Source organism: Chimaeribacter sp. YP20170169, assembly GCF_056739715.1.
On the sequence record NZ_CP176824.1, the window covers coordinates 1,229,254 to 1,245,099 of the forward strand.

The window sequence follows — 15,846 nt, forward strand, 5'->3', positions numbered from 1 at the left end:
GCCGGCTTCTCATCCCATTCGGGGTACGTATAATGCCCACACTTTATGTTTGGTTATTGAGGTGACGGTGTCGATACTTCCAGGGGTGTTCCAACAGTTGGACGCGGCGCTGGCGCAGGCGCTACTTGATCCGGCGTGGCCAGCGGCCAGCGGGGTCAGGCAGCTGAGTCTGACCTTTATGGCAGATGACGACGAACCACTGCTGGACTGGCTGGCCGCCCAGCCGCACTATCCCAAGTTCTACTGGCAGCCCAGAGAGGGCACGGAGAGGGTGGCAATTTGCGGGCAGGTGGCGCAGTTCGGCACCCTGCGGCAGGCCAGCGACTACGTGCGGCAGCACAGTGACACAGCTGGGCGGCTGCGTGTCTGGGGCGTAAATGCCTTTGATGCCGCGCCCGTGGAGGGCACCCCACAGGCCGCCTGCCTGTTCGTGCCGCGCCTGACCCTGCATCAGCAGGCGCATACCCTGACGCTCACCCTGACGTTGGCCGACCCGTATACGCTGCATGGCGATCTGGCACGCGCCGCCGCCTTCCTGCAACAACTCCAACCCGCCGCTGTCTTGCCGCCGCTGCATACCACCTTGGTTCACGCCAGCCACCAGCCGGATAAAGAGGGGTGGCAGGAGATGGTGGAGCGGGCACTACAGCAGATAGACGCGGGCGAGCTGGAGAAAGTGGTGCTGGCGCGTCAGACGGTACTGACATTCAATCAGCCGGTCGAACCAGGCCAGATGCTGGCGGCGAGCCTGGCGGTCAATCACCACTGCTACCACTTTATGATGGCCTTCTCGCCCGAGGAGGCGTTCCTGAGCGCCAGCCCGGAGCGGCTGTTCCTGCGGCAGGGCGACCAACTGACCACCGAGGCGCTGGCTGGCACGGTCGCCAACAGCGAGGAGGCGGATCAGGCGCAGGCGCTGGCGGCGTGGCTGATGGGCAGCGAAAAGAACCAGCGGGAAAACTGGCTGGTAGTGGATGACATCTGCCAGCGGTTGCAGGGCGGCGCGCAGGCGCTGGATGTGATGCCGCCGGAGATCGTGCGGTTGCGCAAGGTGCAGCACCTGCGCCGCCGCATCCACGGTCGCCTGCGGCAGGCGGAGGATGGCGACTGTCTGGCGCGCCTGCAACCCACCGCTGCGGTGGCCGGCCTGCCGCGCCAGCCAGCGCGCAGCTTTATCCTCTGCCATGAGCCGTTCCCGCGCCACTGGTACGCCGGGTCGGCGGGCTACCTGTCGCGTGATCAGTCGGAGTTCGCCGTCTCGCTGCGATCGGCGCTGATCCGTGCTAATCAGGTGCACCTCTATGCCGGGGCAGGCATCGTGGCTGGCTCCGATCCGGCGGCGGAGTGGCAGGAAGTTGAGAACAAGGCCGCTGGCCTGCGTTCGCTGCTGCACCCCGATGATGGCCAATCACCCCTTTAGCCTGTCTAAATCAATAATAGATCCATAGAAAAAAAATATACTTTTTGACGCCTGGCCGGGTTGGCCCGGCGTCATGTCCCCCTTTTGGCAACCGTACCGCACAGGCTTCGTATGTTAACCAGTGAATTTAACCGCCGTTGGGCGGCGCTCATCCTTGAGGCGCTGACCCGGCATGGCGTCCGGCATCTCTGCATCGCCCCCGGTTCCCGCTCCACCCCGCTGACCCTGGCCGCCGCCGCCCATCCCCACCTGATCTGCCATACCCATTTTGATGAACGCGGCCTCGGGCATCTGGCGCTGGGGCTGGCGAAGGGGAGCGGCGAGCCGGTGGCGGTGGTGGTCACCTCCGGCACGGCGGCAGCCAACCTCTACCCGGCGCTGATCGAGGCGGGGCTGACCGGCGAGCGGCTGGTGATGCTGACGGCGGATCGTCCGCCGGAGCTGCTGGAGTGCGGGGCGAACCAGACCATCCGCCAGCCGGGCATGTTCGGCGATCACCCGGCTGGCACGCTCAACCTGCCGCGCCCGACGCCCGATATTCCGGCGCGCTGGCTGGTGTCGGCGATCGATCAGGCGATGGCGGAGCTGGCGGGTGGCGCGCTGCACATCAACTGCCCCTTCAGCGATCCGCTGTATGGCGAGGATCGCGGCGACTACCAGCCGTGGTCGGCGGCGCTCGGCGACTGGTGGCAGGGGCGTGGGCCTTGGTTGGCGGCCGGGGCGAAGCCCGCCTGCCAGCCGGAGCCGGGGTGGTCGCAGTGGCAGCAGCGACGCGGCGTGGTGGTGGCTGGCCGTCTGTCGCCGACGGAGGGGAGGCGGTGGCACGCTGGGCGGCGGCGCTGGGCTGGCCGCTGGTAGCGGATGTGCAGTCCCATACCGGCCAGCCTCTGCCTTGCGCCGAGCTGTGGCTCAATCACCCACCGGCACGGGCGCGGCTGGCGGAGGCGGAGCTGGTGGTGCAGTTCGGCAGTTATCTCACCGGCCAGCGGGTGCTGGCGTGGCTTGGCGAACTGCGGCCGGATAACTGGTGGCTGGTGGCAGCGCTGCCGGGGCGGCGCGATCCGGGCCAGCATCCGGGGCGGCGCATCGTCGCACCGGTGTTGGAGTGGCTGGCGCAGCACCCAGCGGGCGCGCGCCACCCTTGGGCGGCGGATCTGGCGGAGTGGGCCGATCGCGCCCACCGGCAGGCGCAGCGGGTGGAGCCTTTCGGCGAAGGGCGGCTGGCGGCGCACCTGCCATCGCTGCTGCCCGCGGGCGGCCAGCTGTTTATCGGCAACAGTCTGGCGGTACGGCTGGTGGATGCGCTGGCGCAGTTGCCGGCGGGCTACCCGGTCTACGGTAACCGGGGGGCCAGCGGCATTGACGGGCTGATCTCCACGGCGGCGGGAGTATCGCGCGCCACCGCCCGGCCGACGCTGCTGCTGATCGGCGATCTCTCGGCGCTCTATGACCTCAACGCGCTGGCGCTGCTCCAGCATCCGCCCGCGCCGGTAGTGATCCTGCTGGTAAATAACCAAGGTGGGCGCATCTTCTCGCTGCTGCCGACGCCCGCCGCCGAGCGCGAACGATTCTATTGTATGCCGCAACAGGTGGACTTCTCCCATGCGGCGGCGATGTTCGGTTTGCGCTATGCCTGCGCCACAGAGTGGCAGGCGCTGCGTGGCGCGCTGGCCGAGGCGTGGCAGGGCGAAGGCACCACGCTGATTGAGATGCAGACCGAGCCGGACGCTGGCGCACACCTGCTGCGGCAGCTGCAAAAGGCAGGTGGACAGTGATGCTCGCCGCCCACCACTTCCCCGGTGCGCCGATGGATGACGCGCGCCCTTGGCTGGTGTTCCTGCATGGGCTGCTGGGATCGGCCGCCGACTGGCAGGCGGTGGCCGCGCACTGCACCGGCTGGCGCACGCTGGCGCTCGATCTGCCGGGGCATGGCGCGTCCGCGGGCATCAGTCCCTCTGGCTTTGCCGCGCTCGACCAGCAACTGCGCGCCGCGCTGCGCCATCACGGCGTGGCCCGCTACTGGTTGGTGGGCTACTCGCTGGGCGGCCGGGTGGCGATGTACCACGCCACGCGCCAGCCAGCGGGGCTGTGCGGGCTGGTGGTGGAGGGCGGCCACCCCGGCTTGATGACGGCTGCCGAGCGGCAGGCGCGGCTGGCCCATGACCAGCGCTGGGCGCAGCGACTGCTGCAACAGCCGTTGGAAACGGTGCTTGATGCCTGGTATCGCCAGCCGGTTTTTGCCGATCTGGCGGAGCCGCAGCGGCAGGCGCTGATTGCGCTGCGCCGCCACAATGCACCAGTGGGCGTCGCCCAGATGCTACTCGCCACCTCCCTCGGCCACCAACCGCCGCTGGATACCGCCCTCGCGCGGCTGCATCACCCTTTTCACTTCCTGTGCGGCGGACGGGACAGCCGGTTCCGGGCGCTGGCCGAGGCGCGCCGCCTGCCGCTGACGCTGCTGGCCGGCTGTGGCCACAACGCCCATTTTGACAACCCCAGCCTGTTCGCCCGGCACCTGATATCCATTATTGACCAAGGAGTTAACTATGATTGCTGTTGATGAGCACGCGCTCTATGCGCCTGTGGAGTGGCAGGATTGCTCGAGCGGTTTCGAGGACATCTGCTACCACACCTCGCCGGATGGCATCGCCAAGATCACCCTTAACCGGCCGCAGGTACGCAACGCCTTCCGGCCGCAGACAGTGCGGGAGATGATGCGCGCGCTGGAGACGGCGCGCCACGATGCGCGCATCGGCGTCATCATCCTGACCGGCGCGGGCGATCTGGCCTTCTGCGCTGGGGGCGACCAGAAGGTGCGCGGCGACTACGGCGGCTACCGCGATGAGCAGGGGGTGCACCACCTGAACGTGCTCGACTTCCAGCGCCAAATCCGCACCTGCCCGAAACCGGTGGTGGCGATGGTGGCGGGCTACGCCATCGGCGGCGGTCACGTGCTGCACATGATGTGTGACTTGACGCTGGCGGCGGAGAACGCGGTATTCGGCCAGACTGGGCCAAAGGTTGGCTCCTTTGACGGTGGCTGGGGCGCGTCATATATGGCGCGCATCGTCGGCCAGAAAAAGGCGCGCGAAATCTGGTTCCTCTGCCGCCAGTATGATGCCCGGCAGGCGCTGGAGATGGGGCTGGTCAATGCAGTGGTGCCGCTAGCGGAGCTGGAGCGCGAAACGGTGCGCTGGTGCCGTGAGATGCTGCAAAACAGTCCGATGGCGCTGCGCTGCCTGAAAGCGGCGCTCAACGCCGACTGCGACGGGCAGGCCGGTTTGCAGGAGCTGGCGGGCAACGCCACCATGCTGTTCTACATGAGCGAGGAGGGGCAGGAGGGGCGCAACGCCTTTAATGAGAAACGCGCCCCCGACTTCAGCAAATTTACCCGGAATCCATGATGCGCCACGCGACACTCTATCGTTACCGCTTGCCGCTGGTGGCCGGGGCGGCGCTGCGCGATCGGCGGCTTACCTGCCGTGAGGGGCTGCTGCTGCGGCTGTGCGCGGACGGTGCCAGCGGCTGGGGCGAGATCGCCCCGCTGCCGGGCTTCAGCCTGGAATCACTGGCCGAGGCAGAACAGGCCGCCCGGCAGTGGCTGGCGGACTGGCTGACGGGCGAACCGCCCGCGTGCGGCCTGCCGTCGGTGGCGTGGGGCACCAGCATGGCGCAGGCGGAGCTGGCTGGCACCTTGCCCACTGCCCTGAGCCACAGCGTGCCGCTCTGCCACGGTGACCCGGACGCGCTCTTTGCCCGGCTGGCCGGGGTGCCGCTGGCGAAGATGAAGGTGGGGCTGTATGAGGCGGTGCGCGACGGCATGTTGGTGACGCTGCTGCTGGAGGCGCTGCCACAGCTACGGCTGCGGCTGGATGCCAACCGCAGCTGGACGCCGGAGCGGGCGCGCCAATTCGCCCGCTATGTACCACCCGCGTTGCGGGCGCGCATCGCCTTTATTGAGGAGCCGTGCCACTCGCCAGCGGCATCGCGGGAGTTTGCCCGGCAGAGCGGCATTGCCATTGGCTGGGATGAGAGCGGCCGCGAGCCGGGTTTTGCCCTTCAGGCGGAGCCGGGGGTGGCGGCGCTGGTGATCAAGCCGATGCTGGTGGGCAGTCTGGCGCAGGTCACGGCTCAGGTGGCGCAGGCGCGGGCCGCCGGGCTGGAGGTGGTGATTAGCGCTGCCATCGAGAGCAGCCTTGGCCTGACGCAACTGTCACGGCTGGCCGCCTGGCTGACGCCGGAAACGCCGCCGGGGCTGGATACGCTGTCGATGATGAACGCGCAATTGCTGCGCGTCTGGCCCGGCACTCCACTGCCGCTCTGGGGCATCGACCAACTGGAGGTGGCATGGCAGGGCTGACAACGTGGCCGTGGCGGCACTGGGCGCAGCACTCGCCGGATCGGCCAGCGCTGGCGGGGGCGGGCGGCAGCCTGAACTGGGCGCAACTGGCGACGCGGCTGGAGCGCCGCGCCGTGGGCTACCGCGCGCAGGGCGTCACCGAGGGGTGCGGCGTGGTGCTGCGCGGCGCCAATAGCCCGGCGCTGCTGCTCGACTATCTGGCGCTGATCCGCTGTGGCGCGCGCGTGCTGCCGCTCAACCCGCAACTGCCGACGGCGCTGCTGGCACAGCTGTTGCCGGGGCTAGACATGGCGTGGCTCTGCGGCGAGGGCGCGGGAGTGCCGCTGCCACGGCTGGGGGCCGAGGCGCGGGCGGGAAGGGTGCCGGTTGACTGGCAGCCGTCGCGGCTGGCGACCCTGACGCTCACCTCCGGCTCCAGCGGCCTGCCGAAAGCGGCGGCCCACACCCCCGCCGCCCATCTGGCTAGCGCCGCAGGCGTGCTGGGTTTGCTGACCTTCAGCGCCGAGGATAGCTGGCTGCTGTCGCTGCCGCTCTGCCACGTCTCCGGGCAGGGCATTGTCTGGCGCTGGCTGACGGCGGGAGCGACGCTGCATGTGCCCGCGGCGGGCGGGCTGCTGGCGGAGATCGGGCAGGCCACCCACGCCTCGCTGGTGCCGACGCAACTGGTGCGGCTGCTCGCCTCACCGGCGGGCAGTGGCCGGCTGCGTGACGTGCTGCTGGGCGGCGCGGTGATCCCGCCGGAACTGGCGGCGCGTGCCGAACAGCGCGGCCTGCGCTGCTGGTGCGGCTACGGCATGACCGAGATGGCCTCCACCGTCTGCGCCAAGCGGGCAGATGGCGGGCCGGGCGTCGGGCGGCCGCTGGCGGGGGTGGCAATCCGGCTGGTGGGGGAGGAGGTGTTGATCCGCGCGCCCGGCATGGCGGCGGGTTACTGGCGCGACGGCGCGCTGCACCCGCTGGTGGACGATGAGGGGTGGTATCACAGCCGCGATCGTGGCCGCTGGCAGGGCGAGGAGCTGCACATTCCTGGCCGACTCGATAACCTGTTTTTCAGCGGCGGTGAGGGCATCCAGCCGGAGGAGGTAGAGCGCGTGCTGCTGGCGCACCCGCAGGTGGCGCAGGCCTTTGTGCTGCCGGTGGCGGATGAGCTCTACGGCGAACGACCGGTGGCGGTGCTGGCGACCGACGGCCCGCTGCCCGCGCAGGCACTGGATCGTTGGCTGGCGGGGCGGCTGGCGCGCTACCAGCAGCCCGATCGCTACTACGCGCTGCCAGCCGATCTGGCGCAGGGCGGCATCAAGGTGGCGCGCGCGGCAGTGCGCCAGTGGCTGGCGCAGCAGGCATAAAAAAAGGGCCGCATAAGCGGCCCCAGTTAGCGAGTGCGGGTTAGCGGATGGCGTTCAGCGCATCAACGATGCCCTGACCATACGCCGGGTGCACCTGGAAGAACAGGTCAAGCTGGCGCTGGCGGATGTTCTCCGGCACCTGGGCCAGTTCACCGGCGATGCGGGTGAACATGCGCTGGTGCTCCTCCTCGCTCAGCAGGTTGAACAGCGCGCGCGGCTGGCTGAAGTAATCCTCATCCTCGCGGTGGTTCCAGTGGTCGGCGGCACCCTCCAGCGACAGCGGCGGCTCGCTGTAGTCGGGCTGCTCCTGGAACAGGCCGAAGCTGTTTGGCTCGTAGGTCGGGCCATTGCCGCTGTTGCCATCCACGCGCATCGCGCCGTCGCGGTGGTAGCTGTGGAACGGGCAGCGCGGTTGGTTCACTGGGATCTGGTGGTGGTTCACGCCCAGACGGTAGCGGTGCGCATCGCCGTAGGAGAAGAGGCGGCCCTGCAACATGCGGTCTGGCGAGAAGCCGATGCCCGGCACCACGTTGGCCGGGGTCATCGCCACCTGCTCCACTTCCGCGAAGTAGTTGTCCGGGTTGCGGTTCAGCTCAAACTCACCCACCTCAATCAGCGGGTAGTCGCCGTGCGGCCACACCTTGGTCAGGTCGAAGGGGTTGTACGGCACGCTGGAGGCCTCTTTCTCTGGCATCACCTGCACAAACATCTTCCAACGCGGGAAGTCGCCGCGCTCCACTGCCTCGAACAGGTCACGCTGGGAGCTTTCGCGGTCACGGCCAATCAGGACGGCGGCCTCATCATCCATCAGGTTCTCAATCCCCTGCTGGCTGCGGAAGTGGAACTTCACCCAGAAGCGCTCGTTGTCGTGGTTGATGAAGCTGAAGGTGTGGCTGCCGAAACCGTGGATATGACGGTAGGAGCGCGGCAGGCCACGGTCGCTGAAGTCGATGGTGAGCTGGTGCAGCGCTTCCGGCAGGTGGGAGAAGAAGTCCCACTTGTAGATTGGGTTGCGCAGGTTGGTGCGCGGGTCGCGCTTCACCACGTGGTTCAGATCGGGGAATTTCAGCGGGTCACGCAGGTAGAAGACCGGGGTGTTGTTGCCCACCAGATCCCAGTTGCCCTCTTCGGTGTAAAAGCGCATCGAGAAGCCGCGGATGTCACGCTCGGCGTCCGCGCCGCCGCGCTCGCCGGCCACGGTGGAGAAGCGGACAAACATCTCGGTCTGCTTGCCGATGTCGGCGAACAGTTTGGCGCGGGTATAGCGGGTGATGTCATGGGTGACGGTGAAACGGCCATAGGCGGCGGAGCCTTTGGCATGCATCCGGCGCTCCGGGATCACCTCACGGTCAAAGTGCGCCAGCTTCTCCAGGAACCATACGTCCTGAAGCAGCATCGGGCCGCGGCGTCCAGCGGTCATCACGTTGTTGTTGCTGACAACCGGGGCGCCTGCTGCTGTAGTCAAACCTTTTTTCGTCATCGCTGTTCCTGCTCTATTGTTATGTCCCCGCCGGGGAGGCTGAGGAGAGGGTAAAAAGGGCTGCCGACGGGTAAGGAGGAAGGGAAAACCCCTCCTGGTGATTGCTGCCGAGCCACTCTACGCCGCCAGTTTCGCGGCAGTGTTGATCCGGGGCAAATCGATCTGATTTATCATTAATATTGGTTATATGATCAGTGCTTATCGATAGGGGTTTTTGTTACATTTGCCAACGGCTCTCTGCCCATTTCCTGCGCTAATCCACTGGTTTTGTGTGGTCTTTGGTTTAGACTCTGCGCCACTACTGCGCACTGTTTTGATGATCAAAGGAAATCCACCATGAAAACTACCTCTCTTGTTCTGGCCGCCGCCCTGCTGTGCAGCGCCGCCATGGCACAGGCAATCAGCATCAGCGGCCAGGCCGGCCAGCACTACACCAGCCTGGGAGCCGACTTCGGCGCGGACACCGCCGGCCTCACCACCAACCTCAACTGGGCGCACAGCGACAATGATGGCGACATCGCCGGTATCGGGCTGGGGCTGAACGTGCCACTGGGGCCGGTGATGGCGACGGTCGGCGGCAAGGCGCTCTATCTGGGGCCACAGGATGGCGATGAGGGCTACGCGCTGGCGGTCGGCGGCGGCCTAAGCCTGCCGATGGGCCGCTACTTCGCGCTCTACGGTGAGGGTTACTACGCGCCGGACTCCCTCTCCAGCGGCGTCAATGACTACGCCGAGGCCAACGGCGGCCTGCGGCTGAACGTCATCCCGCTGCTGTCGGTGGACATTGGCTACCGCTATATGGCGATGGCGGGCAAGGATGGGCACCGGGACAACGTGCTGGCAGACGGCCCCTATTTGGGCGCGGCGCTGCACTTCTGACGGGCGATGCCAGCGTATCAGGCCGGGGAGACCCGGCCTTTTTATTGGCAAGAACAAATGGCGATTGTATTTGGCGCGCGCCCTTTCTACAGTGTTAGCAGGCTAACCATAGGAGTGAGAGATGCTTAGGATTGAGATGCTCAGCACAGGCGACGAAGTGCTGCATGGCCAGATTGTTGATACCAATGCCGCCTGGTTGGCGGACAAGCTGTTTGAACAGGGCTTTCCCCTCACCAGCCGCGAGACGGTGGGCGACGCGCTGGAGGCACTGGTGGCGGTGCTGACCGAGCGCAGCCAGATTGCCGACGTGCTGATCGTCAACGGGGGGCTGGGGCCGACCAGCGACGACCTGAGCGCACAGGCGGCCGCGCTGGCTGCCGGGGTGGAGGTGGTGGAGCGGCCGGAGTGGATCGCGCGCATGGAGGCCTATTTCACCCACCGGGGGCAGGCGATGTCACCCGCCAACCGCAAGCAGGCGCAGATCCCGGCCAATGCCGAGCTGCTCGACAACCCGGTCGGCACCGCCTGTGGCTTTGCGCTGCGCCTCAACCGTTGCTGGATCTTCTTCACTCCCGGCGTGCCCTCCGAGTTTAAGGTGATGGTCGAGCAGCAGATCGTCCCGCGCCTGCGCCAGCAGTGGCCGGAGAGCGAGCCGCCACTCTGCCTGCGCCTGACCACTTTTGGCCGTGGCGAGAGCAGCCTGGCGGCAGAGCTGGACCCGCTGCCATTGCCGCCGGGCGTGGTGCTGGGCTACCGCTCCTCCGCGCCGATCATTGAGCTGAAGCTAACCGGCCCGCGCGCGCAGGAGGCGACGATGCGTCAGGCGTGGGAGCGGGTGCGCGAGGTGGCGGGCGAGAGCACGCTGTTTGAGGGCACCGGCGGCCTGCCGGCGCGGCTGGCGGAGCAGATGCTGACCCAGTCGCTGCAACTGGCGCTGAGCGAGCATTTCACCGGCGGGCTGCTGCACTGGCGCTTGCAGGCGGCGGGCGTGCCGCTGGCCGGCGGCGAACTGCCAGCGCAGGAGGAGGCGGGGCTGTCACCGCTGCTGGCGCGCGCCGCGACGCTGGCGGCCCAACGCGGCGCACCGCTGGCGCTGGCCATCGGCCCGCTAGTGGAGGGGAGATCAGCCTGGCACTGCACACCCCGGCAGGCACCCTCGGCCAGACCCTGCGCTACGGCGCACGCCACCACAGCCCGACGCTGCAACAGGAGATGGTAGCGATGGTGGCGATGGACATGCTGCGGCGCTACCTCAACGGCTGGCCGCCGGTGGCCAACTACCCGTGGCTGGCGCGGGTGGCCGAAGCCTGACCCCATGCCGCCTGCGGGCGGCTTTTTTTACACTTCCTGACGGGCCGGCCTGTTCCCGGCGGCTTAAGCAATGCTTTACTATAGCGCCCACTTTTTCTGGTTGTATGGATACCCGATGCGTCAATTAGCTGCCTTGTTACCCCTCGCGCTGCTGCTCTCCGCCTGTAGCAGCACGCCGAAGCCTGCCGATATCACCGCGCAGCCCACCTCCAGCGGCGGTTTTTTGCTCGAGCCGCAGCACGCGGTGCACCCGCTGAGTGGCGACTTCGCCAACAACCCCAATACCGCGCGCTTTATCGACCAGATGGTGCGCAAGCATGGCTTTGACCGCCAGCAGCTGCATGATGTGCTGGATCAGGCCCAGCGGCTCGACTATGTACTGCGGCTGATGAATCAGCAGGCACCGACGCCGAAAACCCCCGGCCAGCAGCAGCGGCCGAGCGGGCCGAATGGCGCGTGGCTGCGCTACAGCAAAAAATTCATCACGCCGGACAACGTGCAGAACGGCGTGGCCTTCTGGAACCAGTATGAGGGGGCGCTGGAGCGCGCCTATGCCACCTACGGCGTGCCGCCAGAGATTGTGGTGGGCATCATCGGCGTGGAGACGCGTTGGGGCCGGGTGATGGGCAAGACGCGGATTATCGATGCGCTGGCGACGCTGGCCTTTGACTACCCGCGCCGCGCCGAGTACTTCAGCGGCGAGCTGGAGACCTTCCTGCTGATGTCGCGCGCCGAGGGGCGTGACCCGCTCTCGCTGCGCGGCTCCTTCGCGGGCGCGATGGGCTACGGCCAGTTCATGCCATCGGCCTTCAAGGAGTATGCGGTGGACTTCGACGGCGACGGCCATGTTGACCTGTGGAACCCGGTTGACGCCATCGGCAGCGTGGCGCACTACTTTGCCGCGCACGGCTGGGTGAAGAATGGCACGGTGGCGGTGCAGGCCAGCGGACAGGCACCGCTGATGCAGCAGGGCTACACCACCAAATATACCGTGGGGGCGCTCTCCGCCGCTGGCCTGCGGCCGCTCAGTCCGCTGCGCGATGACCAGCAGGTGAGCCTGTTGCGGCTGGATATCGGCACCGCCTACCAGTACTGGTACGGCCTGCCGAACTTCTACGTCATCACCCGCTACAACCACAGCACCCACTACGCAATGGCGGTGTGGCAGTTGGGCGAGGCGGTCAGCCGGGCGCGCTAAGGCCCTCGGGTATAAAAAGACACAAAAAAAACGGGCTGATAATCAGCCCGTTTTTTTATGCTTTGGCGGCGTCAGATATCGAGTTCGATATCCCCTTGCGGCAAACAGCAGCAGGGGAGGATCTCCCCCTCCTGAATGAAGGCCAGCGGCGTCTGGTGGTAGTTGACGCTGCCGTTGAGCAGCTTCACGCGGCAGGAGCCGCAGTAGCCCTCGCGGCACTGGTACTCCACCGGTACGCGGTGGCTCTCCAGCGTCTCCAGCAGGCAGCGGTGCTCTGCCGCGCAGGGAAGCTGCGCGCCAGAGCTGCGTACCAGAATGGTGTGGCCGCCAAGGGTAACCGTTGCGCCTGCCATATCAGAGCTGGAAGTCGCTCAGGTCGTCGGCATTGACCTCGGAGTCGATCTGGCCGACCAGATAGGAGCTGACCTCCACCTCTTGCGGCGCCACCTGCACGTTGTCCGACACCAGCCAGCTGTTGATCCACGGGATCGGGTTGGAGCGTGCCTTGAACGGCAGATCCAGACCCACCGCCTGCATACGGATGTTGGTGATGTACTCCACATACTGGCAGAGGATGTCGCGGTTCAGGCCAATCATCGAGCCGTCGCGGAACAGGTAATCCGCCCACTCTTTCTCCTGCTGCGCCGCCAGCACAAACAGGTCATAGCTCTGCTGCTGGCACTCTTTGGCGATCTCCGCCATCTCCGGGTCATCCGCGCCAGAGCGCATCAGGTTGATCATGTGCTGGGTGCCGGTGAGGTGCAGCGCCTCGTCACGGGCGATCAGGCGGATGATCTTGGCGTTGCCCTCCATCAACTCGCGCTCGGCGAAGGCGAAGGAGCAGGCAAAGCTGACGTAGAAGCGGATCGCTTCCAGCGCATTGACGCTCATCACGCACAGGTAGAGCTTCTTCTTCAGCTCGCGCAGGTTCACCACCACGGTTTCACCGTTGATCTGGTGGGTGCCCTCACCGAACAGGTTGTAGTAACCGCTCATGGTGATCAGGTCATCGTAGTAGCCAGAGATGTCCTTGGCGCGCTTCAGGATCTCTTCGTTGGTGACGATGTCATCAAACACCAGCGACGGATCGTTAACGATGTTGCGGATGATGTGGGTGTAGGAGCGCGAGTGGATGGTCTCGGAGAACGACCAAGTCTCGATCCAGGTCTCCAGCTCCGGGATGGAGATCAGCGGCAGCAGCGCCACGTTCGGGCTGCGCCCCTGGATGGAGTCGAGCAGCGTCTGGTACTTCAGGTTGCTCAGGAAGATGTGCTTCTCATGGTCCGGCAGACCCTGGAAGTCGATGCGGTCGCGCGAGACGTCCACCTCTTCCGGGCGCCAGAAGAAGGAGAGCTGCTTCTCGATCAGCTTTTCGAAGATCTCATGCTTCTGCTGGTCGAAACGGGCGACGTTAACCGGCTGGCCGAAGAACATCGGCTCAAGCAGCTGGTTATTTTTGTTCTGGGAAAATGTGGTGTAGGCCATTGTGCTAATCCTGTCTGTCAGCAGGGGCCGGGCAGGTGCCCGGCCCCGCCAGATTAAATCTTGCAGGCGCCGCTTTCGCAGCCGTCATCCTGAATGGATGGCGCCAGGTCATCCTGGGCATCTTCCGCGCCATCGCGGGTGTTCTGGTAGTAGAGCGTTTTCACGCCAAACTTATAGGCGGTCAGCAGATCCTTCAGCAGCTGTTTCATCGGCACCTTGTTGCCGGTGAAGCGCGACGGGTCATAGTTGGTGTTCGACGAGATCGCCTGATCGATAAACTTCTGCATCACGCCGACCAGTTGCAGGTAGCCGTCGTTGTTCGGCATCTCCCACAGCAGTTCGTACGCCTCTTTCAGGCGCTCGTACTCCGGCACCACTTGGCGCAGGATGCCATCTTTCGACTGCTTGATGCTGACGTGGCCGCGCGGCGGCTCAATGCCGTTGGTGGCGTTGGAGATCTGCGAGGAGGTCTCGGACGGCATCAGGGCAGAGAGCGTGGAGTTGCGCAGGCCAAACTCTTTGATGTTGTGGCGCAGGGTGTCCCAGTCGAGGTGCAGCGGCTCGCTGCACACCTGATCCAGGTCACGCTTGTAGGTGTCAACCGGCATGATGCCCTGTGCGTAGGTGGTTTCGTTGAACCACGGGCAGGCACCCTGTTCGCGCGCCAGTTCGTTGGAGGCTTTCAGCAGGTAGTACTGGATCGCCTCAAAGGTGCGGTGCGTCAGGTTGTTGGCGCTGCCGTCAGAGTAGCGCACGCCATGCTTCGCCAGGTAGTAGGCATAGTTGATCACGCCAATGCCCAGGGTGCGGCGGCCCATCGCGCCACGCTTGGCGGCCGGGATTGGGTAGTCCTGATAGTCCAGCAGCGCATCCAGTGCGCGCACGGCCAGCACTGCCAGCTCCTCCAGGTCGTCCAGGCTCTCAATCGCGCCCAGGTTGAAGGCGGAGAGGGTGCACAGGGCGATCTCGCCGTTTTCGTCGTTGACGTCCTCCAGCGGTTTGGTCGGCAGCGCAATCTCCAGGCAGAGGTTGGACTGGCGCACCGGCGCGATGGCTGGGTCAAACGGGCTATGGGTGTTGCAGTGGTCAACGTTCTGGATGTAGATACGGCCCGTGGAGGCGCGCTCCTGCATCATCAGGGAGAACAGCTCTACCGCCTTCACCTTCTGCTTGCGGATGCTCTCATCCTGCTCGTACTTCACGTACAGGCGCTCGAACTCATCCTGATCGGCGAAGAAGGCGTCATACAGCCCCGGCACGTCAGACGGGCTGAACAGGGTGATGTCCTCGTTTTTCACCAGACGCTGGTACATCAGCTTGTTGAGCTGCACGCCGTAGTCCATGTGGCGCACGCGGTTGGCTTCCACGCCACGGTTGTTCTTCAGAACCAGCAGGCTCTCCACTTCCAGGTGCCACATCGGGTAGAAGAGGGTGGCCGCGCCGCCGCGCACGCCGCCCTGCGAGCAGGACTTCACCGCGGTCTGGAAGTGCTTGTAGAACGGGATGCAGCCGGTGTGGAACGCCTCACCGCCACGGATCGGGCTGCCGAGCGCACGGATGCGGCCAGCGTTGATGCCGATGCCAGCGCGCTGGGAGACATACTTCACAATCGCGCTGGAGGTGGCGTTGATGGAGTCCAGGCTGTCGCCGCACTCAATCAGCACGCAGGAGCTGAACTGGCGGGTCGGGGTACGCACGCCGGACATGATCGGGGTCGGCAGCGAGATTTTGAAAGTCGACACCGCGTCATAGAAGCGCTTGACGTAGTCGAGGCGCGTCTCACGCGGGTAGTTGGAGAACAGGCACGCCGCCACCAGGATGTAGAGGAACTGGGCGCTCTCATAGATTTCGCCCGTCACGCGGTTCTGCACCAGGTACTTGCCTTCCAGCTGCTTGACGGCCGCGTAGGAGAAGCTCATGTCGCGCCAGTGGTCGATAAAGCTGTCCATCTGCTCGAACTCTTCAGCCGTGTAGTCTTCCAGCAGATGCTTATCGTATTTGCCCATGTCAATCATGCGGGTGACGTGGTCATAGAGCTTCGGCGGCTCGAACTGGCCGTAGGCCTTCTTGCGCAGGTGGAAAATCGCCAGGCGCGCGGCCAGGTACTGGTAGTCCGGCGCATCGCGGGAGATCAGGTCAGCGGCGGCCTTGATGATGGTTTCATGAATGTCGGCAGTCTTGATGCCGTCATAAAACTGAATGTGGGAACGCAGTTCTACCTGGGAAACGGAGACGTTTTGCAGCCCTTCCGCGGCCCAGTCAATGACACGGTGGATTTTATCAAGATTGATGCGTTCTTTGCGGCCATCACGTTTAGTAACAAGCAGACTCTGGTTCATGGGGTGCATACCTTAAAGGTTTATAAAC

At 65.5% G+C, this 15,846-nt stretch carries 11 protein-coding genes and 2 pseudogenes; 9 read left to right on the forward strand and 4 right to left on the reverse strand.

The genetic code is table 11. The annotated features are described in order from the left end of the window. Window positions 1–67 precede the first annotated feature (67 nt). The 6 genes and pseudogenes from menF to menE all read left to right on the forward strand — a co-directional run bounded on the left by menF (window position 68) and on the right by menE (window position 7,126). Complete coding sequence (gene menF / locus ACK3SD_RS05610; protein WP_481127048.1) at window positions 68–1,420, forward strand: isochorismate synthase MenF; 1,353 nt, start codon at window positions 68–70, stop codon at window positions 1,418–1,420. Window positions 1,421–1,531: 111 nt separating this feature from the next. Further along, window positions 1,532–3,195 (forward strand): annotated as a pseudogene (menD, locus tag ACK3SD_RS05615) (2-succinyl-5-enolpyruvyl-6-hydroxy-3-cyclohexene-1-carboxylic-acid synthase). Further along, on the forward strand, window positions 3,195–3,980 hold the full coding sequence (gene menH, locus ACK3SD_RS05620) for a 2-succinyl-6-hydroxy-2,4-cyclohexadiene-1-carboxylate synthase (RefSeq protein WP_481127502.1): 786 nt from the start codon (window positions 3,195–3,197) through the stop codon (window positions 3,978–3,980). The pseudogene menD and the gene menH overlap by 1 nt, the downstream one beginning before the upstream one ends. Beyond that, window positions 3,967–4,824, forward strand: coding sequence for a 1,4-dihydroxy-2-naphthoyl-CoA synthase (gene menB / locus ACK3SD_RS05625; RefSeq protein ID WP_481127049.1), 858 nt, complete (start codon window positions 3,967–3,969; stop codon window positions 4,822–4,824). The genes menH and menB overlap by 14 nt, the downstream gene beginning before the upstream one ends. Next, window positions 4,824–5,780: an o-succinylbenzoate synthase gene (gene menC, locus ACK3SD_RS05630; RefSeq protein WP_481127050.1), complete on the forward strand. Its 957-nt coding sequence runs from the start codon at window positions 4,824–4,826 to the stop codon at window positions 5,778–5,780. The genes menB and menC overlap by 1 nt, the downstream gene beginning before the upstream one ends. Beyond that, window positions 5,768–7,126 carry an o-succinylbenzoate--CoA ligase gene (gene menE / locus ACK3SD_RS05635; RefSeq protein WP_481127051.1) on the forward strand — a complete coding sequence of 453 codons (1,359 nt, stop codon included), beginning with the start codon at window positions 5,768–5,770 and terminating at the stop codon, window positions 7,124–7,126. The genes menC and menE overlap by 13 nt, the downstream gene beginning before the upstream one ends. A 40-nt stretch (window positions 7,127–7,166) precedes the next feature. Here menE and katA read toward each other — a convergent pair whose 3' ends face one another. Continuing rightward, the gene (katA, locus tag ACK3SD_RS05640; protein ID WP_481127052.1) at window positions 7,167–8,606 is read right to left on the reverse strand and encodes a catalase KatA; all 1,440 of its coding nucleotides are present in this window, start codon (window positions 8,604–8,606) and stop codon (window positions 7,167–7,169) included. A gap of 336 nt (window positions 8,607–8,942) precedes the next feature. Here katA and ACK3SD_RS05645 point away from each other — a divergent pair, with 336 nt between their 5' ends. The 3 genes and pseudogenes from ACK3SD_RS05645 to mltB all read left to right on the forward strand — a co-directional run bounded on the left by ACK3SD_RS05645 (window position 8,943) and on the right by mltB (window position 11,994). After that, window positions 8,943–9,485: a YfaZ family outer membrane protein gene (locus tag ACK3SD_RS05645; protein ID WP_481127053.1), complete on the forward strand. Its 543-nt coding sequence runs from the start codon at window positions 8,943–8,945 to the stop codon at window positions 9,483–9,485. A 121-nt stretch (window positions 9,486–9,606) separates the two neighbouring features. Further along, a pseudogene (locus ACK3SD_RS05650) lies at window positions 9,607–10,796 on the forward strand (nicotinamide mononucleotide deamidase-related protein YfaY). A 115-nt stretch (window positions 10,797–10,911) separates the two neighbouring features. Beyond that, a complete protein-coding gene (mltB, locus tag ACK3SD_RS05655; protein WP_137762623.1) occupies window positions 10,912–11,994 on the forward strand; it encodes a lytic murein transglycosylase B in 1,083 nt (360 codons plus the stop codon). A gap of 71 nt (window positions 11,995–12,065) precedes the next feature. On the opposite strand, the gene yfaE is transcribed toward mltB, so the two are convergent. The 3 genes from yfaE to nrdA are packed head-to-tail and all read right to left on the reverse strand — an operon-like array spanning window position 12,066 to window position 15,818. After that, entirely contained in the window at window positions 12,066–12,347 is a 282-nt protein-coding gene (yfaE, locus tag ACK3SD_RS05660) for a class I ribonucleotide reductase maintenance protein YfaE (protein ID WP_137762624.1), read from the reverse strand. Between the two features lies 1 nt (window position 12,348). Then, window positions 12,349–13,479: a class Ia ribonucleoside-diphosphate reductase subunit beta gene (gene nrdB, locus ACK3SD_RS05665; RefSeq protein WP_137762625.1), complete on the reverse strand. Its 1,131-nt coding sequence runs from the start codon at window positions 13,477–13,479 to the stop codon at window positions 12,349–12,351. A gap of 53 nt (window positions 13,480–13,532) precedes the next feature. Continuing rightward, window positions 13,533–15,818: a class 1a ribonucleoside-diphosphate reductase subunit alpha gene (gene nrdA / locus ACK3SD_RS05670; RefSeq protein WP_137762626.1), complete on the reverse strand. Its 2,286-nt coding sequence runs from the start codon at window positions 15,816–15,818 to the stop codon at window positions 13,533–13,535. Window positions 15,819–15,846: the final 28 nt, after the last annotated feature.